Below are 20,924 nucleotides of genomic sequence, written 5' to 3' on the forward strand. Positions count from 1 at the left end.
CTTGGGGACCGTCCACTCGACGAAATCGTCAGCGTCGCGAGTACGACCTCGACGTGCTTCGAGCGCTGTGCTGCGTAGCCTAGGTCAATCGGGCGCCCGGGTGGCATCGCGTGCCTGGTCAGCCCTCGCCAAGTGCGAGAGCGGTCGGTACTCATCGTTTCTCGTTGTGCGCTGTTGCGTCTGAGCTTCGGTCGGCAGTCGCAGTTGATCTGGGTGTGGTGTCGGCTTTGACGGCGTCGCGCTGTCCGAGGGGTTCTTCTTCGCCCTGGGTGCTGTCCCGGATGGTTTGTTGTTCGGATTCGGCGTTGATCTCTGCGCCGAGCAGGATCGCGAACGACGTCAGCCACAACCACAGCAGGAGCACGATGATCCCGGCGAATGCTCCGTAGGTCTTGGCGTAGTTGCCCAGGGTGGTGACGTAGATCGAGAAGCCGATCGAGGCGAGGAGCCAGATCGCGGCGGCGACGACAGCGCCGACCGACACCCATCGGAATCTCGGCGCGTCCCGGTCCGGGGCAAGGCGGTACAGCACGGCGAGGGCGGTGACCACGACGACTGCGAGCACGAGGTAGCTCACGATCTGAAGGATGATCCTGACTGCCGGGCTATCGCCGAGGAGTGATTGCAGAAGTGGCGGGACCGCGGTGATCAACGCCAACACGAGCAGGAGGACGATGATAGCGCCGATGGTGAGGAGGAGGGCCAGACCACGCTTCTTGATGAAGTTGCGGGTCTCGTCCTCGTCGTAGGCGGCATTGACGGCGGCGATCAGGTTGTTCATACCGCCCGAGGCGCTCCACAGGGCGACCAGGATCGAGATGATCACCCCGATGCCGAGTCCTTGGCGGCCGGTGGAGGTCAGCGATGCGATCTGGTCGGTGATCAGGGCGCTCGCCTGGGGCGGCAGAGCTTGGGTGATCTGCTGGACCTGGGTGGCGATGGTCGCCGGATCGGCGAACAGCCCGTACATGCCGACCATCGCGGCCAGGGCGGGAAACAGGGCGAGGAAGGCGAAGAACGCGACCCCGGCCCCGAGGAGCGGTACCTGGTCGAGGGTCGCTTCGGCCCAACCACGCTTGACGATCTGGAGCCAACCTTGTGGGGGGATCTCGGTGGGTGTCGTCGCCTGCTCACCTGGAATGTCGTCACCGCGGGCGGTAGGACCGTGTAGCTTCGTCACGGGCTGTCATCTCCTCAGACACGGGGGCCCGAGCGCACCCGCAGTGTTGGAAGGGGCGCGGGTGCGCTCGGGAGCCGTTAGTTGTCGCGAGACTCGCGGACGTTGGCTGCCCCGGTCTGTGCCTGGTCGCGGACATCGTCAGCAGCGGTGCTGGCTTCGCCCTTCACCGTGTCGGCTGCCTCGGTGGCGGTTTGCTTGACCGATTCGACAGCCTCTTGTGCTGGCTGTTGCAGGTTCTCGCCCAGCTTCTGCACCCCCCGTTTCGCTTCGGCGGTGAGAGGTTCGGCCCGTTCGGCCAGATCGGAGACCACACGCTGCTCTCGCTGGCTGGCCGGGATCAGGCTGGCGATAAGCACACCGGCCCCGAAGGCGATCAGACCAGCAGCCAGCGGGCTGCCCTGATAGTTGGCCTTGGCCTTGTCCGGCGCCTGGGTGACGACCTTGCCCACCTCGTGTGCGGCGCCACTGACCGCTTCTCGGGCATCGCGGCCAGCACCTCCGGTGGTGTGGTGGCCGCTGTCGGGGCTACCCATCACCTTCTCGGCCACCCCGGCGACGGCGTGCCGGGCCTTCTCACCTTGGCGTCGGGCGATGTTCTTCGGGTTCGCGGTGTCGGCCAAGGTGTTCACGTCATCGCTGAGCGAGATTCTGGTCTCGGCGATCTCGGCACGGATGCGATCGGGATCGTTACTGCTGACCGGCTCCCGGGTGGGATCGATGTTGCTCATCTGTTGTCCTCCTCGTGACCTTTCACGGCGTTCGGGATCTTGCTCAGGGTCTCGGTGGTGCCCGAGAGGCCTCGTATTCGCTGCAGCTCCGCCCGACCGGCGAGGGCCAACACTCCTGCGATGACAGCCCAGATCAGCGCGACGATTAGTGCTGACCACTGGTTGCCGATGAACTGGCCGAGTCCCCACCAGGCGCTGACCGACAAGAACACCAGCAGCAGCAGGCCTGCGATGGCCGCCCCGACGAACATGCCGACGCCTTTGCCGACCTTGGTGACCGACTGCTGGGCCTCGGCCTTGGCCAGCGCGATCTCTTGGCGCATCAGCTTCGACACATCACCGGCGATGTCACCCATCACCTCGCCCACGGAGCGACCGTCAGCAGCCTGTAGTGCTCCACGGTCCTTGCCCGCGGGCTGGGGAGGTTGGGCCGGATGCTGGCTCATCGAAGACCCTCGCCCGAGGAGGTATCGCCCCACGTCGTGCCGGTGTTGATGCCGCCCTGACCGGGCTGAGGACCGACCGGATCAGCTGGTCGGCTGCGACTGCCCAGAGCTGGGGTGTCGTTCGACCCGTCCTTCTTGTTGGCCGCGATGCCGCGCACCAGCCGGCCTATGAGGAACCCGGCACCGGCGGCGCCGAGCAGGAATAGCGCGGGCTCGCGCCGGGCAAATCCGCGGAGGTCGGCCACGATGTCGGCGGGCTCGCGGGCCTCAAGCCAGCTAGCGGTCCGGCTCAATCGCTGGGCCACCTCTTGGGTGACCTCGGTCGCGATGCCGCTCTGCTGCGAGTTGCGGGCCATGTCCGACAGCTCATGTGACGCCGAGTGCAACCCCTCAGCGAGGCGCTGTTGCTGTTGCTGGCCCTGAGTGCGTACCTCACCCTGTACCCGGCTGGTCAGATCCGCAGCCTGATCGCGAACCTCGGCCGCCACATTCGACGCCTCACTCCTGGCAGTCGCGGCGACATCCTTGCCCGCCCGCACTGCCTCGTCCTTGGTCTGGGCAGCTTCCTCGCGAGCGACGTCTTTGGTCGACCCCGAATCCGTAGAGGTGCCCGGCGTGTCAGCGGCCGGTGTCCAACGTTCATCACCGACGACCTCGCCACCGGCTCCCTCGTCGCCGACCAGCTGGCCGCGGTCGCCGATCACGGCATCGCTGACCGGTGGCTGCTCTCGTGCCCCGGCAGACCAGGATTCGTCTCCTTGGGTGCGGTCGTCGGGGGGTGGGGTTGATCCGAACGGGAACTGACTCATATGTCTATCTCCTTCGTTCCAGACTGGAGGGGCCTCGGCGATAGCCCGAGAGCATCACTCTCGCACAGCAACTTACGGTGTAAGTAGGCGGGAAGGGAAGGGGGTCCGCCAACAACCTCCTCGGTCAGGCACGAACGCGGACCCGCATCGGCCCTGGCCGATCAGCCAATTCCAGATCGGGCAGACTGGACACACCAGGAGGTGCCATGACCGACTCAGCGAACTCCGACACCGACCAGGCCGACTCCTTGGATGCCGACCTCGACGCCATCAACGGCCGCGAGCTGCCTTCAGCACAGATTCCCCTGAGTCGTGAACGGATCGTGCAGACCGCCATCAGCTACATCAGCGATCACGGGTTGGCCAGCCTGAGTATGCGACGGCTCGCTACCACCCTCGGGGTCGAAGCAATGTCGTTGTACCGTTACGTCGTATCACGCGATGACCTCCTCGACGCCATCGTCGAAGACCTCGTCGAAGAGATGGACAGCTATCCCGACGTCATCACCGCCCCCGATCACGGCTGGCAGGACTTCCTGCAACGTCTCGCCCACGGTGTCCGCAAAGTAGCTCTCGCCCACCCCGCCGCGTTCCCGCTCATCGCCTCCCGCCCGGCCGAGGCACCCTGGCTTCGTCCACCGCTGCGCAGCCTGCGTTGGGTCGAGTTCTTCCTCAACGGCTTGGAACAGGAGGGGTTCAGCAACCAGGCCGCCGCAGCCGCCTACCGTGCCTTCACCAGCTTCCTCCTCGGCCATCTCCTCCTCGAGGTCGCCAGCCACGGCGCCGATCTCGGACCCCTCGACGTCATCGACGACGACCACAACGACAGCCTTGATGCCTACCCGACCGTCGAACGGCTGTCCCCCCTGCTGCGCGAGGATCATTCAGCCGCCGAGTTCGAGGAATCGCTGGAAAACCTGCTCGACCGCATTGCCTTGATCAAATCCGAGAACTAACCCTCGCGCGCTCTTCGAGCTAACCCACTCTCCTCGACCTGGCGGCAGTGCTTGACGTCGTCGGATAGGTTGCGAGCAAATGTCATCGTTCTCGCTGGTCTACAGCAGCCAAGCCACCCGCCCACTCAACGCCGAGGGCCTGATGGCGCTCCTGGAAGAAGCCCGCGCCTTCAACGCCGAACACCAGATCACCGGCATCCTGCTCCACGAAAACGGCACCTTCCTGCAACTGCTCGAAGGCAATGAGCAGGACGTCAACGAACTCTACGGCCGAATTCGCAACGACCCCCGCCACCACGAGGTCCGCACCGTCTGGGTCAGCACCGGCGCCGAGCCACACTTCACCCACTGGTCGATGGCCTTCGCCGACTTCGCCGACACCACCCTCGATGATCACCCAGCCTTCTCCAACCTGCTCACCACCCAGGACACGATCACCAGCAACCCGGACCGCCGTGCCGATCTCCTGGCCGTCCTTGAGTCCTCACTCAAGGCCTAAAGGACCACCAGCATGACGTTCGCTGATGTCACGATCGTCCCGGTGCCGGCGGACCACCGGGACGCCTACGTCGAATTCTCCCAGCGGATGGCCGATGTGTATCTCGATCATGGTGCGATCAGCGTCACCGACTACTGGCAGGTCGACGACTCGACCGAACAGCAAGAGTTCCACGCAGCCAGCGTCACCTACGGTGCCAATGAGCTACGGGGCATCGCCCGGGCAGTGAATGCCCGCAGCTCAGAGTGCCTGGTCGTGTCGGTGATCGAATGGCCATCACAAGAAGAACGCGACCGGGGCACCGCCGCAGCGACTCGCGACCCGCGGATCCAGGAGACACTGACCGAAGAACCCGTGTTCGACGGCCGCCGTCTGATGGGCAACAGCTTCGAAGTCGCTCTCATCCGGCGACGTCACGATTGATCAGAGAACCTGTTTGTCGCCGGTCACACCGAGCACCGTGCCCGGGACGATAGCTCGTCTCGGCCGTAGGCCGATTCGGCGCACCGCGGCTGTCTCGCGGTCAGGCTGCTCACCGTTGAGGTCCAGGCTCACGGGGTGGGGCGCGGGTTGTGCACGGTCAGGTCAGTACCCCGACGCTCGCCGAGAGACGAGCCGCCCATGACCCTAATCTCTAGTTCTGGACCGTTGCTGCTTCTGCATCCGGCGGAAAGGACTCGGCGAGCAACCCGGGCGGTCGGGGGTGTGGGCCCGCCGCGCGGGCAGCTTGTGCCTGTCGACGCTACAGGTCCCGAACGGCCCGTCCGGGCTGGTGAGTGCTGCAATCATGGGGTCGCAGTGGGTCGTGTGCGGTGGGTGGGTTGTTGTTGGCGGGTGTGGTGGGGGTGCTTGGTGGGTCCGGGGTGGTTGCTCGGGTTGCTGCGGAGCGGGTCGGTGAGTTGGTCCCGGGGCATCCCGCGATCGGGGTTCTGGATGACGTGGCGCTGTTGGGACCGAGCCGGGCGTCTGCTGTCCTTGGTGAGTTGTTGATCATGGACGGCGTCAGCCGGTCCATGTTTAGTTGATCATGGACGGCGTCAGCCGGTAATGATCTTGGACCGCGACAGCGGTTAGTCTGTCCGACCCGACTGGGTCGCCACCCAACCAGGCAGAGAGTTGATCATGGAGGCCGACAGGCCGGCAGCTCCGCGAGGCGCGTCAGCGCCGAGCGGCTGCCCCCCTGGCACCGGAGAAGTACTGGATGTTGAACACCAGCGCTGCAGCGGCGCTGAAGAGGAAGAAGTCGTACCACTCCAGCGCGTTGCCGATCAGCGCTCCGGTGGTGACCCGGCGGGCCTCCCGCTCGGTGACTCCGGCGACGGCGCGGGACTCCCTGCCTCCCTCGTCGGTGCTGGGTACGGATCCTGGCTCGGGACTGGTCATCGGCACACTCCTGAATCGGGGGATCCCCAGCCTTGCAGTTCCGGCCGGGCCCCGGTCCGATTTCGCCGATTCCGTCGAGTTCGACCCAGCCGGCCTCGACTCAGCCGGACTCGACTCAGCCGGTCAAGGTGGCGTTGTGGGCCAGCCCGACCTCCAACCAGTGGGCCAGCGACGCGTCGTCGGTCAGGGTCGTGGTGTCCACCTCGATCCATCCGGGTCCCATCGAGCGCCCGGCCCCCATCTCGGGCTGCGCGACCCCGGGTTCGGCCAGATGCGATTCGTGGTCGGCGGCGGCGACCCGTACCAACATGGCGTCGGATCGCACACAGACGACCAGTTTCTCGTTCACCATGAACGACAGACCACCGAACATCCGAACCTCACGGACTGTCGGCTGCTCGGCCAGCGCCGCGCGTACCCGCTCGGTCAACTCTGCATCTGCGGCCATGGCCACACCCCCTGGGATCGGATCCGGTGGGACGATCCTCGCCTATCGCCGGTGCAGCTGACGTACGATCGTGGTGATCTGCCGCACAGACTCCAGCCCCGGCCATCACTTAGGTTAGGCTAAGTCTGGCCCTGATTCCGATCCGTGGAGGACACCAGAACTAATGAGCAATCTCACTCTCGACCATTACTCACATCTCGACACCGTGGTCCTGGCCAAGCCCAGCGACCATGACATCTCGGTGTTGAGCGACACGGTGGAGAGCCTGTACCCCGAGCTCATCGATCTCGACCATGCGGCCGCCTTCGACCGGATGGCCGCGGTCGGCGCCGATCTGCGGGAGAAGGCCCCCGAACTCGCCGAGCTGCTGGACAAGATCGCCAGCCACAGCGCCTACAAGGCGACCGTGCTGCAACTGCCCCCGCCGGCCGACGACGAGCTCCCGCCGACCCCGATCGACTACCGCAGCCAGGCCGAGAACACCCTGCTCAAGGTCGGCGTCTTCCGCGGACTGATCCTGGGCATGGCCGGGTGGTACGGCTACGGCTACACCTCGCAGCAGCCGGGCAATGTGATCAACGACGTGATCGCGATCAAGAAGCTGTCGGGTGTGCACGGCGTCAGCGCCAATGCCGCCGCCGAGTTGGGGCTGCACACCGAGGACGCCTCCTACAACCTGGCCGACGCGGTCGCCGAGGACGGAAGCCGGCTGCCGAACGACTACGACATCAGCCCGGACTGGCTGACCCTGCAGTTCCTGCGCAATCCGGACAAGGTGCCGACCTTCGTCTCCGCACCGGACCCGAACGTACTGCCCGACGAGATCCATGCGCTGCTCCGCGAACCCTGGTACATCAACCTGACCAACCCCGGTCAGGGTGGACAGGACAACAATGCCGACCTGCCGCAGGCGCTGCTCTACGACATCCCCGGCAAGCCGGAGACCTTCATCCGCGCCAACACCGCGAACCTGATCGTGGTCAAGGACGCCGACCCGAAGGCCCAGGAGGCGCTCGACGCCTTCCGGGGCATTTTGGCCGACTTCGCCGTCGACCTGCCGACCGATCCGGGCGCCCTGGTGCTGATCGACAACCGCCGGGTGCTGCACGGCCGTCGCAACTACACCGAGGCGAAGTCCCCGCGCTGGGATGGCACCGACCGCTGGCAGCAGCGGGTCGTCTGCGCCGACGACTCGGTGCGGGTGAAGTCCTACGAGGACGCTCCGCGGATCATCAATCCGCAGAATCTGCTCGCCCGGTTGAAGTGACCCGCTTCGCCTGAGCCTGCGAATGCCGCCCCGAAGCGGGGCGGCATTCGTGTGTCCGGCGGTCGTCGCCGGTTGACGAGACGGCCGGTTCTCGGTGAAGTAGCCTCGTTCGAGCAGCAGGACTCGGCGGGGGCCGAAGCGATGTCGGCCTGCGGTACAGGCCACGGAATGAGGGGTTGTCGATGCGGGTAGCGATCGTCGGTTATGCCACCGACGGCCGAGCCTCGGCCCAGTACTACGCAGAGCGTGGCGACCAGGTCGAGATCCGGGACGGCAACACCGACCTCGCCGTACCGGCGGAGTTCGACTCCCGGCTGGGCCCGGACCATCTGCAGGGGCTGGACGCCTTCGACCTGGTGATCCGTTCCTCCGGTGTGCACCCCGACCGGTTGACCGAGGCGAACCCGCAGTGCCCGGACCTGGCCGAGCGGATCACCACCAGCGTCAACGAGTTCGCCAAGCACAGCCCCAGCCCGCGGCTGATCGGTGTCACCGGTACGAAGGGCAAGGGCACCACCAGCACCTTGGTCGCCGAACTCCTGACCGCAGCGGGGAAGACGGTGCACCTGGGGGGCAACATCGGCGTCGGCATGTTGTCGCTGCTGCCGCAGGTCGCCCCCGGTGACTGGTGCGTGCTGGAGCTCTCCAGCTTCCAGTTGCACGACTTCACCGCCCGGATCCCCCGGGCGGTCGGTCTGAGTGTCACCCCTGAACACCTGAACTGGCACGCCGACCTGGCCGACTACCACCGGGCGAAGGGACGCTTGTTCTCCCATCAGCATGCCCAGGACCTGACGGTCTACAACTCGCGGTCGACGGTGGCATCGGAGCTGGCAGCCCTGAGCCCGGGCCACAAGGTCGGTTTCGACGTCCCCCCGGCCGGGCGGGCGGCGACGGTACGCGAGGGCGCGTATGTGGAGGGCACCACCGTGTTCCACGGTGACACCGCCGTGATCGAGACCGCGGAGATCGCCCTGCCCGGGCGGCACAACCTGGAGAACGTCTGTGCGGCGGTCTCGGTGCTGTGGGATGTGCTCGACGGGGACGTCGGGGTGATCGCCGGGGTCCTGCGCTCCTGGACCGGGTTGGCCGAGCATCTCGAGCTCGTCCGGACCATCGATGGTGTCCGCTGGTACAACGACACCTATGCCACCGCCCCGGATGCGGCGCTGGCCGCGATGCAGGCCTTCGACGAGCCGAAGGTGATGATCATCGGCGGTATCGACAAGCAGGTCCCGCAGGACGACTTCGTCGCCGAGATCCTGGCCGATGACTCGGTCCGGGCGGTGGTGCTGATCGATGACCTCGCACCGAAGCTGCAGCCGCTGTTCAACGGTGACGGCCGGGCCGTGCTGGGCGGTGGTTCGATGGAGCAGATCGTCGCCACAGCAGCCGATCTGGCGCAATCGGGTGATATCGTGCTGCTCTCCCCCGGTGCGGCCGGCAACGGCGGCATGTTCCGCGACAAATGGGACCGCGGCCGCCAGTTCACCGGGGCCGTCGGCGCCTTGTGACAGACCTCGCGACAGACCTGACGCCGCAGGCCTGACGCCTCAGGCCTGCGGGTCCTCGGTCACTGCAGCGCCGGCGAACTGGGCGTTGTAGAGCCGGCGGTAGGCCCCGTCGGCCAGGGCCAGGAGTTGATCATGGGTACCCTGTTCGACCACCTGACCGTGCTCCATCACCACGATCAGGTCGGCCTCGCGGATCGTCGACAAGCGGTGCGCGATGACGAAACTGGTGCGGCTGCTGCTGAGCCTGGCCATCGCGTGTTGCACCAGCACCTCGGTCCGGGTGTCCACCGAGCTGGTCGCCTCGTCCAGGATCAGGATCGCGGGATCGGCCAGGAAGGCCCGGGCGATCGTCACCAGCTGTTTTTCCCCGGCGCTGAGGTTGTCGGCCTCCTCGCTGATCATGGTGTCGTAACCGTCGGGCAGTGAACGCACGAACCGGTCGACATAGGCCGCCGTGGCAGCCGCGCGCACTTCGGCATCGCCGGCCTCGGGCCGGCTGTAGCGGATGTTCTCCGCGATCGTGCCGTGGAACAGCCAACTGTCCTGCAGGACCATGCCGGTGACCGAACGCAGTGCGGACCGCGGTACCGAGGCGATGTCGGTGCCGTCGATGGTGATCATCCCGGCCTGGACGTCGTAGAACCGCATCAGCAGGTTCACCACGGTGCTCTTGCCCGCCCCGGTCGGGCCGACGATCGCCACCTGCTGTCCGGGCAGGAGCTGCAGGTTCAGGTCGGTGATCAGTTCGGTCGTCTCGGGATTGTAGGAGAAGTCGACATGCTCGAAGCGGACCTCCCCGCGCAACGGGCTCGGCAGCGATCCCTGCCGATCGGGGGTCTGCTCCTCGGCGTCGAGGATCTCGAAGATCCGTTCGGCCGAGGCCACCCCGGACTGCAGCAGGTTCGACATCGCCGCGATCTGGGACAACGGCTGGGTCAGCTGGCGGGAGTACTGGATGAATGCCTGCACCCCACCGATGCTCAACTGGTTGGACACCACCTGGATGCCGCCGACGACGGCGATCGCGACGTAGCCGAAGTTCCCGATCAGCATGGTCACCGGCATGATCAGTCCGGACAGCGCCTGGGAGACGAAACCGGCTCGGAACAGCTTGTCGTTGCGCCGTCCGAACTCGGTGCGGACCTCGGCCTCGCGGCCGAACACCCGTACCAGCTGGAAACCCGAGTAGGCCTCCTCGACCTGCGCGTTGACCTCACCGGTGGCGGCCCAGTTGTCCACGAACCGTCCCTGGGCGCGGGATCCGATCAACGCCGTGACCACGATCATCAACGGAATCGAGACCAGGGCCACCAGTGCCAGCAGCGGCGAGATGAAGAACATCATGATCACCACGCCGAGCACCGTCAGCAAGGCGTTCAACAGCTGCGAGATCGTCTGCTGCATCACCTGGGAGACGTTGTCGATGTCATTGGTCACCCGGCTCAACAGGTCACCGCGCTGGTGCCGGTCGAAGTAGCTCAGCGGCAACCGGTGCAGTTTGTCCTCGATCCGTTCCCGGAAGGTCCGGATCGTCCGCTGCACCGCCTCGTTCAGCGCCACCCCCTGGACGAAGCCGAACAACGAGGCGGCCAGATAGCTGCCCCCGGTCACAGCCAGCACCTGCAGCAAGCGAGTGAAGTCGATCCCCGCTGCCGGGTCGACGACGGCGCCCTGCCAGACCACATCGGTGGCCATGCCCAACAGGTACGGGCCGATCACCATCAGCAACACACTGATCACCGCGAAGGCCACGGCGAGCAACAACAGCACCTTGTTCGGTGACAGCTCGGCGACCAGCCGCCGCAGGGAAGGCCCGAATCGCATCGCCCGCTGGTTCGGCGCGGGACCGGCTCCGTTCTCGCTCATGCGCCGGCCTCCTCGGCACTCAGCTGGGATGCGACGATCTCGGCATAGGTCGGACAGGTCTCGATCAGTTGATCATGGGTTCCGCGGCCGACCACCTTCCCGTCCTCCAGCACTATAATCTTGTCCGCCTCCCTGACCGTGGCGATCCGCTGCCCGACCAGCACGGTGGTCAGCTCTTTGCCGAACTCGGCCAGTGCACCTCGCAGTCGCGCGTCAGTGGCCATGTCCAGGGCGGAGAAGGAGTCGTCGAAGAGGATGATCCTGGCCCGGCTGACCAGGGCGCGGGCGATCGAGAGGCGCTGCCGCTGGCCACCGGAGAAGTTGGTCCCGCCCTGACTGACCGGTGCCTGCAGCCCTTCGTCCAGTTCGGCCACGAAATCGGCGGCCTGGGCAGTCCGCAGCGCCTGCCACAGTTCGTCATCGGTGGCCGCGGGATTGCCATAGCGCAGGTTGGTCGCGATCGTGCCGGAGAACAGGTAGGCGCGTTGGGGTACCAGGGCCAGTTCCCGATGCAGGGCACTGGGTGCAAGTTCGCGGACGTCGACCCCGCCGACGGCGACCGAGCCCGAGCTGGGGTCGAACAGTCGCGGGATCATCGACAACAGCGTGGTCTTGCCCGAACCGGTGGCGCCGATGATCGCCACGGTTTCACCCGGTCTGGCGGAGAAGCAGACATCGCTGAGCACCGGGTGCTCGGCACCGGGATAGCAGAAGCTGACGTGGTCGAGGTCGATCCGTCCCGGGTGCGGCACCTCGGTGATCCCGTCGGCCGACTGGATCAGCGAGCTCTCGGTCTGCATCACGGTCTGGATCCGCTCACCGGAGACCGCGGCCCGGGGCGCCATCACCAGCAGGAAGGTCGCCATCATCACCGAGATCAGGATCTGGATCAGGTATGAGATGTAGGCGGTCAGCTGGCCCACCTGCAGGTCACCACCGATGATCCGGAAGGCGCCGAACCAGACGACCGCCACCCCGGACAGATTGCTGACCAGCAACACGATCGGGAACATCGCCGCCATCCACCGACCGGCCCCGATGGCCACGGCGGTCAGGTCCTGATTGGCCCGGGCGAAGCGCTCCCGCTCGGCCGGTTCGGCGACGAATGCCCGGACCACCCGGATGCCGGTGATCTGTTCCCGCAGGATCCGGTTCACGGTGTCGATGCCCAACTGCATCCTGCGGAACCGCGGGCCGAGCCTGGTGACCACGACGGCCACCAGCGCGACCAGGACACCGACCGAGACCGCGATCAGCCAGGCCAGACCGGCATCCTCCCGGATCGCCAGGATCACGCCGCCGACCATGGTGATCGGGGCGGTGATCGACAGGGTCGCGGCCATCAGCACCAGCTGTTGCACCTGCTGCACGTCGTTGGTGTTCCGGGTGATCAGGGTCGGTGCCCCGAACTGGTCGAACTCACGGGCGGAGAAGGTCAGTACCCGGGCGAACAACCGTTCCCGGATGTCCCTCCCGAGGCAGGCCGCGATCCAGGCACCGACGAATACCGAACAGGCCTGGCCGATCAGCTGCAGCACACTGACTCCGGCCATCACCGCACCGAGCTGCCAGACCCGCGGCAGGTCACCGGTGGCGACTCCGTCATCGATGATCCGGGCATTCAGGGTGGGCAGGTACAAGGCCGCGCCGGCGCTGACGATCTGCAGCACGATCAGCAACACCAGCCAGCCGCAGTAGGGCCGCAGACCCGTACCGATCAGGCGCAGCAACGGCATCGGCATCCAGCCGGTCGTGGAGCTTTCACCGCTCCATTCTGCCCCTGTCCGCGGCGGCTGTGACTTAGCCCTCCCTCAGCTGCAGCATCAGCGACAACAGGACCGCCATGCCGACGCCGCGGATGTGGAATCATGGCGCCATGAGCGCCTCCGATGATGTCCTGGCCACTGATCTGGCCCATGTGTTCCACTCCTGGTCCGCGCAGGACAAGGTGAATCCGATGGTGATCGACAGCGCCGAAGGCAGCTGGCTCACCGCCGCAGACGGCAAACGCTATCTCGACTTCTCCAGCCAGTTGGTGTTCACCAACATCGGTCACGGCCACCCGAAGGTGGTCGAGGCGATCGCGAACCAGGCTGCGAAACTCTGCACCCTGGCTCCGGCCCACGCCTCGCAGGCCAAGTCCGGGGCTGCCCGCCGGGTGGCCGAGATCGCCCCGGGCGACCTCGACAGCGTCTTCTTCACCAATGGTGGTGCGGAGGCGACCGAGCACGCGGTACGGATGGCCCGCCAGTTCACCGGCCGGAACAAGATCCTGTCGCGCTACCGCTCGTACCACGGGGCGACCAGCACCGCGATCACCATCACCGGTGACGAGCGCCGCTTCCCCAATGACCTCGGCACGATGGGCACGGTGCACTTCTTCGGCCCGTTCCTCTACCGCTCGGTGTTCGATTCCCAGACCGAGGAGCAGGAGTGCGAGCGGGCGCTGAAGCACCTGGAGCAGACGATCGTGATGGAGGGCCCGTCCACCATCGCGGCGGTGATGTTGGAGAGCATTCCGGGCACAGCCGGCATCATGGTGCCGCCGGCGGGTTATCTGGCCGGGGTCCGCGCGCTGTGCGACACCTATGGCCTGGTGCTGATCCTGGACGAGGTGATGGCCGGGTTCGGCCGCGCCGGCAGCTGGCTGGCGCTGGACCACTTCGACGTGGTGCCGGACCTGATGACCTTCGCCAAGGGCGTCACCTCCGGATACGTACCCCTGGGTGGGGTGGCCATCTCGAAGAAGATCCGTGACTTCTTCGGCGAGCGGCCCTACCCCGGCGGTCTCACCTACTCCGGACATCCGCTGGCCTGTGCCGCCGCCGTGGCCACGATCGACGTGATGCGCGAGGAGGGCATCGTGGAGCAGGCGGCCGCCCTCGGCACCGATGTCTTCGGCCCCGGGCTGGCGAAGATCGCCGAGAACCACCCGAGTGTCGGTGAGGTACGCGGCATCGGCGCCTTCTGGGCTCTCGACCTGGTCTCCGATCCGCAGACGAAGGCGCCGATCACCCCCGAGGCGCTCGCGGCCACGGTGGGTGCTGCGAAGCAGGCCGGTCTGATGCCGTTCTCGTCCGGCAACCGGATCCATGTGGTTCCGGCCTGCAACATCTCACCGGAGGATGCCCGCACCGGTCTGGACATCCTGGACTCCGCCCTGACCGCGGCCGACGACGCGATCGGCTGATCACCGAGCGGGCCGATCGCCGAGAACCCCCGCCGCACACCTGCCGAGGTGTGCGGCGGGGGTTTCTCGGTTCAGCTGCCGCGTTACCGGCCGGTGTCGTGTCGAAGGAAGGGCGATCCAGGAACTGTCGCAGCAGGAGCGCCGCCAGCAGCAGCCCGACGAGGATGCCGACCAACCCAGCAGCCGCCGCGATCGCCCGCCGGCCGTGATCGAATTGGTGCGCCCCTGAGGTGCTGACCGGTCGTTCATCCGGGGCTCCTCCGGTCACAGGGGATGATCAGTACTGCGGTGATGCCAGCATAGGAGAATGATCATCGGACCCGGGTCCGCGATTCGGTGGCCCATGGGTTGATCAAGTCCGCGAAAGGGCCACCAGCAGTGCGATGTTGATCAGTACCAACAAGGCGATTCGTACGCTCTGCAACCGATCCCAACGGGCGACCTCGTCCTGCCACCCGCTACGGCTTCCGCTTCCCGACGGATCAACGCGAGCGATCCGGTTGTTCAGCGGCACCATCATCGTCAGGGTCCCGATCATCACCAGCACGAACAGGGCAGCGGCAACTGCCGCCGGAGTCGAGAACTCGGCGATCACCGTCACCCCCAGCGACACCCCGAGCACCCCATAGGCGAACGGCATCCATCGACCGAAGGTCCTCGCGCCGAGGGCACGCGCCGTCGACGCCGCAGGACCGAGACCGTTCAGCACGGTCCGCATCCCGGTGCCGACGACGAGTTCTGCACCGGCGAGCAGGCCGCTGACCAGGACCGTGGTGATCATCACTGTCGTCATGCGACCAGTCTGGAACTATGCTGCCACGCATGGAAGTACTGTCTTCAAAGTCAGCGTCAGACGGTGTGACGCCCGACGTACCTGCGGCAGCCAACCGGTCCGCTGCGTTGCCCGAGCCGTCCGTCGAAGAGCTGGCCGCGTGTCCGGTCGACGCGACCCTCGCCGTGATCGGCGGACGGTGGAAGGCCACCATCTTGTGGCGGCTGTCCGAGCGCCCGATGCGTACCAGCGAATTGCGCCGGAGCATTCCCGCAATCACCGAACGGATGCTGATCAGGCACCTGCAGGAGCTCGTCCGCGACGGGATCATCGACCGACATGATCATCGGACCGTGCCACCGCATGTCACCTATTCGATCTCCGATTACGGGCAGACGCTCGCCCCGGTGGTGGGCGCACTGTGCGACTGGGGACGGGAACACCGGGCCCGTACCGAACAGCTCCCGGCGCCCCACGATCGGCACTGACCGGCCCCCCTTGCCGTCCGCCGCCCGCCGATCTGGTGGAATGGCATCGGGTCCAACCCACGCATCGTCGCCCACCGACACCTCGGGCCGGCGCGATGCGGAGCCGACAGAAGGAGCCGGACATGAACGCGAACATCGGATGGATCATCGCTGCAGTGATTGCGGTGATCATCGTCATCGCCGTCCTGATCGTGGTCACCAACAGGCGGAAAGCGGCACAACAGGTGGCGGATCGCCAACGTGCGGACGAACTGCGCGCACAGGCCGACGAACAGCGCAGGGTGGCCGACCAACAGGAGTTGAGCGCCCAGGAGAAGGAACTCCAGGCACGGGAGTCGACGCTGGAGGCCGACCGTGCGAAGTTGGAGGCCACCCGCAAGGAAGAGGCGGCACAGGTGAACCTGACCGAGGCCGAGCAGCAGCGCAGGGCCGCCGACGAGCAACATTCACAGGTCGATGCCTCCCTGCGCGAGGCCGAGGAACTGGATCCGGGCGACCGGTCGACCGCCGGTGATGCCGGCGGAACGCGGGACCCCCGTCCCGGCGCGGCTTCGGGCGCCGCCGCAGGTGTGGCCGCCGGTTCGGTGGACGACCCAGGCGCAGCGGATGCCGCCCGACGGCACGCCGAGAGCGATGACATCGGCCGAAGCGACGACCAGATCCACACCGAGGATCCGGCAGTGGATGGCGCGGTGAGCGACCAGCGCGAAACCCAGGCAGATCTCACCGGTTACGGTTCCCCCGGATCGGATGAGGTGGAGACGACCGGTTACGGCTCGCCGCAGACCGAGACCGAGGTACCGGCGGGCGACGGCTCCCCCGTCGAGGAACCCATCCGCCCGCAGGCCGACGACCCCATCGGCTACGGCGCACCGGATCCGGGGCAGGGAGAGCGCGTGGCCGACGATCCGTTCACCGATCCCGATCAGGGTCGCCGCTGATCCGGCGCTGCTCGAACACCGCTGGGGTGGCTCCAGATCGCGTTTTCGGCACCCCGATCAGTGATTCGCCCGCGGGTCGGTTCCGGCAGCGGTGGACAGCACCTGCACGATGCCACCGGCAGGCACCTGCAGGCCGAACAGGTCGACGTCCTCGGCTGCCTCCCGGGTCACCCAGGTGACGGTCGGGTTCACCCGCATCACCTCTTCCACGGCCCGCTCGCCCAGCTCGGGGCGTTGCCCCAGCAACGTCCACTGCTCCCGATGGCGCAGGAAGGTCTGCAGGGCAAGACCCAGCTGGTTGCGGGTGGTCTCCATCCCGGCGAAGGCCAGGAAGACCAGGCTGACGCTCAGCTCGCGGGAGGTGAGCTTCCCGCCGGTCTCCTGCTGCTGCAGCAGGGTGGTCGGCAGGTCCTCGCGTGGCTCCCGCCGGCGTTCTGCGACCACGGTGTCCACGTACCCGGTGAGTCCGGCCAGGCATTCCTCGATCAGCGGCAGATCGGAGGCGACATTCACACCGAAGGACTTGCCCAGCCCGTCGGCCCAGTACGCCACCTGGGGCCATTGTTCGTCGGGCAGTCCGAGCAACAGACAAAGGATCCTGGAGGCGTACGGTTCGGCGAACTCGCTGACGAACTCCACCTCCCCCCGCTCGGCGAAGCCGTCGATCAGCTCGTTCGCAAGTGCCTGGAACCGTGGGCGCAGTTTCGCGATCGCGCCGCTGCGGAAGGCCGGCATCAACAACTTGCGCAGGCGGGTGTGGTCCGGGCCGTCCAGGGACAACAGGGTCTCGGTCCACCACTGGGCCCATGCCCCGTCATGGATCCCGTTCTGCGCCGGCCAGCGGGCGTTGCCCTGCCGGAACCGGCGATCCTTCAGCACCGTCGTGCCCTCGGCGTGGCGCAGGATCGCCCAGCCCCAGGGGTGCGGGCGTACCAGTTCTGCTCCCGGGCCCGTTCCATCTCGTGGCCGGTGACGTCGAAACCGGGATCGGCGAGGTCGAGGTAGGCGACCTCGTCGGATCTGCCCTGCACGATCTGGGTCATGATCGATCACCGATCGACCTGGTCCATCCCTGCATCGAAACCACCTGCTTCACACCATGATCATTGTCTTTCGCAGCCTACTGCCGAGCCGTCCTTCGCGGGGCTGAATCAGCACCTGGTCGGGCTGATCGCCCACTCACCGCCACACCACACATCCGGCACAGGTACGCCACAGCGAATCTCGGAAGCATCGCTACATGGCAGCAGCATCCGAGAACCACGGTCCTCCGAGCACCGAGCCTCCACGGGTCAGCAGCCTGCGTCGCGTTCGAGCGATCACCACGGCTACGGCCATCTCTGCCGCGGTCGGTGTGGCAGGGCTTGCCGGACTGCTCGCCGGCAGCGCCCAGGAGGAGTCGGCAGCCGGTGGGATCGGGACCGTCGACGCCTCCGGTGACAGCACGACCACCGACACCTCGAGCACTGACCAGGCCAGCTCCACCGGCGGTGGTACGGGCGGCGACGAGCGTACCGTCACCGCGGCGAGCTGGGACAGCAGTGCTCCCGGTTCGGGCACCGGGGACGCGGCCGACACCAGCACAGGAGGTTCATGATGATCGACAACATCAACCGACGGAGGGCATCGGCCTACAGCTGGCACCAGCTCGGCACCCGCTGCACGGTGATGGGCACCGGCCCTGGTGACATCCGGCTGGCAGCAGCACTGGTGCAGGGTGAGCTCGCCCTGCTCGACCGCACCTGCTCCCGCTTCCGCAGCGACACCGAGTTGGCCGAGGTCACCCGGGGTCGCTGGAGCGAGGTCAGTGCCCTGCTCTTCTCCTTGATCAGCGCGGCGATCCGATCGGCCGAGCTGAGCGACGGTGCGGTGGATCCGACCGTGGACCTGGCCCGGCTCGGTTACGACCGGGACCTGTCGTTGGTTCAGCTGCGGTACTCACCGGCGGAGGACAGGCGGGCCGGGCCGCTGGTGCTGACCCCGGGATGGCGCGGCATCGGTCTGAACGCATCCAGCAGCCAGGTGTTCCTCCCCGAGGGGGTCGACCTCGATCTCGGATCCAGTGCCAAGGCGTGGGCCGCGGACCAGGCCGCCACCACCTGTGCCGAGGTCTTCGGCGACGGTTTCCTGGTCAACCTCGGCGGCGACATCGCCACTGCCGGGCCGGGTCCGGCCGATGGCTGGCAGGTGATGATCGAGGAGTCGGCGGGCACCTTCGGGGCGGGCCAGGACTTGGGTGCCGGCCCGGTGGTCAGCCTGCACCACGGCGGTCTGGCCACCTCCTCCACCGTCTCCCGGACCTGGCGACAGGGGGGCCGCCTGCGTCACCACATCATCGACCCGTCCACCGGGGAGCCGGCCGAACCGGTCTGGCGAACGGTGAGTGTGGCTGCAGCCAGCGCCGAACTGGCCAACACCGCCTCCACCGCCGCCGTCGTGTTCGGTGAGCAGGCCCCGCTGTGGCTCACCGAGCGCGGGATCGCAGCGCGGTTGGCGCCCACCCACGGGCCGGTTCGCTACACCTGCGGTTGGCCCGTCGACCGAGAGCCCGGCACCCGACCGGCCGACAACCTGGCACTGTTGTGATCAGGTGATCGACCGGTGGGTTGTGCTCCTGGATGGGTTGTGCCCCTGGATGGGTTGTGCTCCTGGGTGGCCCGTGCCCGCGGACTGGCCTCGTCGACGCGTCGCAGGCGGCACCACTAGCGCTCCGCGACCGCCTGCACCGAAGGTTCGGGGTCTGCTCGACACGGTCTCGGATCGGCGCTGCACGGGACCGCTGCATCGGCGTCGGTGGAACTCTCGGCGGCAACCGGGCCAGCGGTCACCTCCAGTCGCCCCTCGGGGTCGAGTCTGGCCAGGATGGCGAGGCTCAGCCCGGCGAGCTGCTCGACTCCCCCGTCCGCCAGGCCGTCGAGGATCAACCGACGAACGGCCTCGGCGTACCGTGGGGCGGCCTCGGCGTAGCGCTGACGGCCCAGATCGGTCAGCACCGCATTGGTGGCCCGGCCGTCGAGCTCACAGGCCGCCCGGACGATCAACCCCTTGCGTTCGAGACCGCTGGCCACCCGGGACAGCCGCGGCAGGGTCGCGTTGGTCCGTGCTGCCAGGGCCGACAACCGCATCCGTCCCTCCGCAGCCTCGGCCAGCGCTTCCAGGAGGACGTACTCGAAGGAGGTCAGACCGATGGCCGCGAGTTCCTTGTCCAGAGCGTTCGGGAGCAGTTCCAGCAGAGCTCGCAGCCGGGCCAGTGCGACGCGTTCGGGGTGGGCCAGTCCGTTCATGTCCCCAGTGTAGATGTTGCTTGTACCTACAACCAATAGGGATATAGTTGTAGCTACAAGTAAATGAATGGCCGGAAAGGACCACGTAGATGACCACAGTCACCATCATCGGAACCGGGAACATGGGATCCGCCATCGCGGGCGTGCTCGAGAAGGGCGGCTCGACAGTGCAGTCGCTGGATCACGACAGCCTCGCCGCGGCCACGATCGAAGGTGAGATCGTCGTCCTCGCCGTCCCCTACCCGGCGCTGGCCGACATCGCCGCCAAGTTCGGCGATCAGTTGGCAGGCAAGACGGTCGTCGACATCACCAACCCCCTGGACTTCTCCACCTTCGACTCCCTGGTCGTTGCCGCGGACGGTTCGGCCGCCGCCGAGCTGCAGGCGTCCCTGCCGACGAGCAGGGTGCTGAAGGCCTTCAACACCAACTTCGCCGCCACCTTGAGCAGCGGGAAGGTCGGTACGGAGACCACCACCGTGCTGATCGCCGGTGATGACGCCGAGGCCAAGGCATCGCTGATCGCCGCCGTGGAGGCGGGCGGTCTGACTGCGGTCGACGCAGGCAGCCTGTCTCGCGCCCGCGAACTCGAGGCCCTCGGGTTCCTGCAGCTCACCCTGGCCGCCGGCGAGAAGATCGGCTGGACCGGTGGTTTCGCACTGATCCGCTGATACTCGGTTCCGCTGATTCGGTGGTCCGCGTCACGCGGTCACACCCGTCACGCGGTCACCCATCCGGAAAGTCGAACTGCCCGGGGCGTCATGCCCCGGGCAGTTCGTCGTTCGGCCGGTCGGCTGGTCGGCCATCGACTCCAGGCTCAACGCCTCACTTGTCGTCGTCCAACGGAGCAATGTCCTTCGGCGACTCGGCTCCGGTCTCGTTGTCGGAGACGACGATCCGGATCGGTTCCAGCTTGGCCCAGATGAAGAAGACCAGCCCGACTGCGATCATCGCCAACCCGGTCCACAGGTTCGCGTTCATGCCACCGGTCTTCGCCGCCTCGTAGTCGTTGAAGAAGAAGATTCCCCAGACGGTGAGGATCAGCCCGAAGATACCGATCAGCAGACCGATGAAGTTCCGGATGTCGAATCCGCCGACCTTCTCCACATGCTGACCGCTACCGGTGGTTGTCTCGTCACTCATATCTCACTCCTCG

General features: G+C 66.8%; 24 protein-coding genes. 11 read left to right on the forward strand and 13 right to left on the reverse strand.

Annotation, left to right across the window (positions count from 1 at the left end; genetic code table 11):
* Nucleotides 1-151: 151 nt before the first annotated feature.
* The 4 genes from CLV29_RS05725 to CLV29_RS05740 form a co-directional block, all read right to left on the reverse strand.
* Nucleotides 152-1,180 carry a YihY/virulence factor BrkB family protein gene (locus CLV29_RS05725; protein WP_133754027.1) on the reverse strand — a complete coding sequence of 343 codons (1,029 nt, stop codon included), beginning with the start codon at nucleotides 1,178-1,180 and terminating at the stop codon, nucleotides 152-154.
* A 77-nt stretch (nucleotides 1,181-1,257) separates the two neighbouring features.
* The gene (locus tag CLV29_RS05730) at nucleotides 1,258-1,908 is read right to left on the reverse strand and encodes a DUF3618 domain-containing protein (protein ID WP_133754028.1); all 651 of its coding nucleotides are present in this window, start codon (nucleotides 1,906-1,908) and stop codon (nucleotides 1,258-1,260) included.
* Nucleotides 1,905-2,354, reverse strand: coding sequence for a phage holin family protein (locus tag CLV29_RS05735; protein ID WP_133754029.1), 450 nt, complete (start codon nucleotides 2,352-2,354; stop codon nucleotides 1,905-1,907). Before CLV29_RS05735 ends, CLV29_RS05730 begins: the two co-directional genes overlap by 4 nt.
* Nucleotides 2,351-3,058 (reverse strand): hypothetical protein, encoded by a 708-nt coding sequence (locus CLV29_RS05740; protein WP_133754030.1) that lies wholly within the window; start codon nucleotides 3,056-3,058, stop codon nucleotides 2,351-2,353. The genes CLV29_RS05735 and CLV29_RS05740 overlap by 4 nt, the downstream gene beginning before the upstream one ends.
* A gap of 353 nt (nucleotides 3,059-3,411) precedes the next feature.
* Here CLV29_RS05740 and CLV29_RS05745 point away from each other — a divergent pair, with 353 nt between their 5' ends.
* From CLV29_RS05745 to CLV29_RS05755, 3 genes are all read left to right on the forward strand, one after another.
* Nucleotides 3,412-4,119 carry a TetR/AcrR family transcriptional regulator gene (locus CLV29_RS05745; RefSeq protein WP_208292768.1) on the forward strand — a complete coding sequence of 236 codons (708 nt, stop codon included), beginning with the start codon at nucleotides 3,412-3,414 and terminating at the stop codon, nucleotides 4,117-4,119.
* A 79-nt stretch (nucleotides 4,120-4,198) separates the two neighbouring features.
* Nucleotides 4,199-4,618 (forward strand): BLUF domain-containing protein, encoded by a 420-nt coding sequence (locus tag CLV29_RS05750; RefSeq protein ID WP_133754031.1) that lies wholly within the window; start codon nucleotides 4,199-4,201, stop codon nucleotides 4,616-4,618.
* 12 nt (nucleotides 4,619-4,630) lie between these two features.
* The gene (locus CLV29_RS05755) at nucleotides 4,631-5,041 is read left to right on the forward strand and encodes a DUF1428 domain-containing protein (RefSeq protein ID WP_133754032.1); all 411 of its coding nucleotides are present in this window, start codon (nucleotides 4,631-4,633) and stop codon (nucleotides 5,039-5,041) included.
* A gap of 735 nt (nucleotides 5,042-5,776) precedes the next feature.
* Here CLV29_RS05755 and CLV29_RS16415 read toward each other — a convergent pair.
* Nucleotides 5,777-6,001 carry a hypothetical protein gene (locus tag CLV29_RS16415; RefSeq protein WP_133754033.1) on the reverse strand — a complete coding sequence of 75 codons (225 nt, stop codon included), beginning with the start codon at nucleotides 5,999-6,001 and terminating at the stop codon, nucleotides 5,777-5,779.
* A 115-nt stretch (nucleotides 6,002-6,116) separates the two neighbouring features.
* On the reverse strand, nucleotides 6,117-6,449 hold the full coding sequence (locus CLV29_RS05765; protein WP_133754034.1) for a TfoX/Sxy family protein: 333 nt from the start codon (nucleotides 6,447-6,449) through the stop codon (nucleotides 6,117-6,119).
* Between the two features lie 163 nt (nucleotides 6,450-6,612).
* Between CLV29_RS05765 and CLV29_RS05770 the strand changes: the two genes are divergently transcribed.
* Together CLV29_RS05770 and murD are read left to right on the forward strand one after the other, a co-directional pair.
* Complete coding sequence (locus tag CLV29_RS05770) at nucleotides 6,613-7,716, forward strand: TauD/TfdA family dioxygenase (protein ID WP_133754035.1); 1,104 nt, start codon at nucleotides 6,613-6,615, stop codon at nucleotides 7,714-7,716.
* 182 nt (nucleotides 7,717-7,898) lie between these two features.
* Complete coding sequence (gene murD, locus CLV29_RS05775; protein ID WP_133754036.1) at nucleotides 7,899-9,230, forward strand: UDP-N-acetylmuramoyl-L-alanine--D-glutamate ligase; 1,332 nt, start codon at nucleotides 7,899-7,901, stop codon at nucleotides 9,228-9,230.
* Nucleotides 9,231-9,269: 39 nt separating this feature from the next.
* Here murD and CLV29_RS05780 read toward each other — a convergent pair whose 3' ends face one another.
* Nucleotides 9,270-11,153, reverse strand: coding sequence for an ABC transporter ATP-binding protein (locus CLV29_RS05780; protein ID WP_392508927.1), 1,884 nt, complete (start codon nucleotides 11,151-11,153; stop codon nucleotides 9,270-9,272).
* Nucleotides 11,093-12,838, reverse strand: coding sequence for an ABC transporter ATP-binding protein (locus tag CLV29_RS05785; RefSeq protein ID WP_208292769.1), 1,746 nt, complete (start codon nucleotides 12,836-12,838; stop codon nucleotides 11,093-11,095). Before CLV29_RS05785 ends, CLV29_RS05780 begins: the two co-directional genes overlap by 61 nt.
* Nucleotides 12,839-12,972: 134 nt before the next feature.
* Between CLV29_RS05785 and CLV29_RS05790 the strand changes: the two genes are divergently transcribed.
* The gene (locus tag CLV29_RS05790) at nucleotides 12,973-14,286 is read left to right on the forward strand and encodes an aspartate aminotransferase family protein (protein ID WP_133754038.1); all 1,314 of its coding nucleotides are present in this window, start codon (nucleotides 12,973-12,975) and stop codon (nucleotides 14,284-14,286) included.
* Nucleotides 14,287-14,638: 352 nt separating this feature from the next.
* Here CLV29_RS05790 and CLV29_RS05795 read toward each other — a convergent pair whose 3' ends face one another.
* Nucleotides 14,639-15,079, reverse strand: coding sequence for an anthrone oxygenase family protein (locus CLV29_RS05795; protein ID WP_133754039.1), 441 nt, complete (start codon nucleotides 15,077-15,079; stop codon nucleotides 14,639-14,641).
* 65 nt (nucleotides 15,080-15,144) lie between these two features.
* Here CLV29_RS05795 and CLV29_RS05800 point away from each other — a divergent pair, with 65 nt between their 5' ends.
* Together CLV29_RS05800 and CLV29_RS05805 are read left to right on the forward strand one after the other, a co-directional pair.
* Entirely contained in the window at nucleotides 15,145-15,546 is a 402-nt protein-coding gene (locus tag CLV29_RS05800; protein ID WP_243831750.1) for a winged helix-turn-helix transcriptional regulator, read from the forward strand.
* 122 nt (nucleotides 15,547-15,668) lie between these two features.
* Nucleotides 15,669-16,487, forward strand: a complete 819-nt coding sequence (locus CLV29_RS05805) for a hypothetical protein (protein ID WP_133754041.1) — start codon at nucleotides 15,669-15,671, stop codon at nucleotides 16,485-16,487.
* Nucleotides 16,488-16,544: 57 nt separating this feature from the next.
* Here the strand turns inward: CLV29_RS05805 and CLV29_RS05810 are convergent, their stop codons facing one another.
* A complete protein-coding gene (locus CLV29_RS05810) occupies nucleotides 16,545-17,366 on the reverse strand; it encodes a cytochrome P450 (protein ID WP_243831751.1) in 822 nt (273 codons plus the stop codon).
* The gene (locus CLV29_RS16710) at nucleotides 17,360-17,530 is read right to left on the reverse strand and encodes a hypothetical protein (protein WP_243831752.1); all 171 of its coding nucleotides are present in this window, start codon (nucleotides 17,528-17,530) and stop codon (nucleotides 17,360-17,362) included. Before CLV29_RS16710 ends, CLV29_RS05810 begins: the two co-directional genes overlap by 7 nt.
* A 197-nt stretch (nucleotides 17,531-17,727) precedes the next feature.
* Between CLV29_RS16710 and CLV29_RS05815 the strand changes: the two genes are divergently transcribed.
* Both CLV29_RS05815 and CLV29_RS05820 read left to right on the forward strand, forming a co-directional pair.
* Nucleotides 17,728-18,084, forward strand: a complete 357-nt coding sequence (locus tag CLV29_RS05815) for a hypothetical protein (protein WP_133754042.1) — start codon at nucleotides 17,728-17,730, stop codon at nucleotides 18,082-18,084.
* On the forward strand, nucleotides 18,084-19,073 hold the full coding sequence (locus CLV29_RS05820; protein ID WP_166649146.1) for an FAD:protein FMN transferase: 990 nt from the start codon (nucleotides 18,084-18,086) through the stop codon (nucleotides 19,071-19,073). Before CLV29_RS05815 ends, CLV29_RS05820 begins: the two co-directional genes overlap by 1 nt.
* Before the next feature lie 116 nt (nucleotides 19,074-19,189).
* On the opposite strand, the gene CLV29_RS05825 is transcribed toward CLV29_RS05820, so the two are convergent.
* Complete coding sequence (locus tag CLV29_RS05825) at nucleotides 19,190-19,771, reverse strand: MarR family winged helix-turn-helix transcriptional regulator (protein WP_133754044.1); 582 nt, start codon at nucleotides 19,769-19,771, stop codon at nucleotides 19,190-19,192.
* A gap of 89 nt (nucleotides 19,772-19,860) precedes the next feature.
* On the opposite strand from CLV29_RS05825, the gene CLV29_RS05830 reads away from it, so the two are divergent.
* On the forward strand, nucleotides 19,861-20,439 hold the full coding sequence (locus tag CLV29_RS05830) for an NADPH-dependent F420 reductase (RefSeq protein ID WP_133754045.1): 579 nt from the start codon (nucleotides 19,861-19,863) through the stop codon (nucleotides 20,437-20,439).
* Between the two features lie 154 nt (nucleotides 20,440-20,593).
* Here CLV29_RS05830 and CLV29_RS05835 read toward each other — a convergent pair whose 3' ends face one another.
* Nucleotides 20,594-20,911: a hypothetical protein gene (locus tag CLV29_RS05835; protein WP_133754046.1), complete on the reverse strand. Its 318-nt coding sequence runs from the start codon at nucleotides 20,909-20,911 to the stop codon at nucleotides 20,594-20,596.
* Nucleotides 20,912-20,924 lie beyond the last annotated feature (13 nt).

Source organism: Naumannella halotolerans (assembly GCF_004364645.1).
Classification (GTDB): Bacteria; Actinomycetota; Actinomycetes; order Propionibacteriales; family Propionibacteriaceae; genus Naumannella; species Naumannella halotolerans.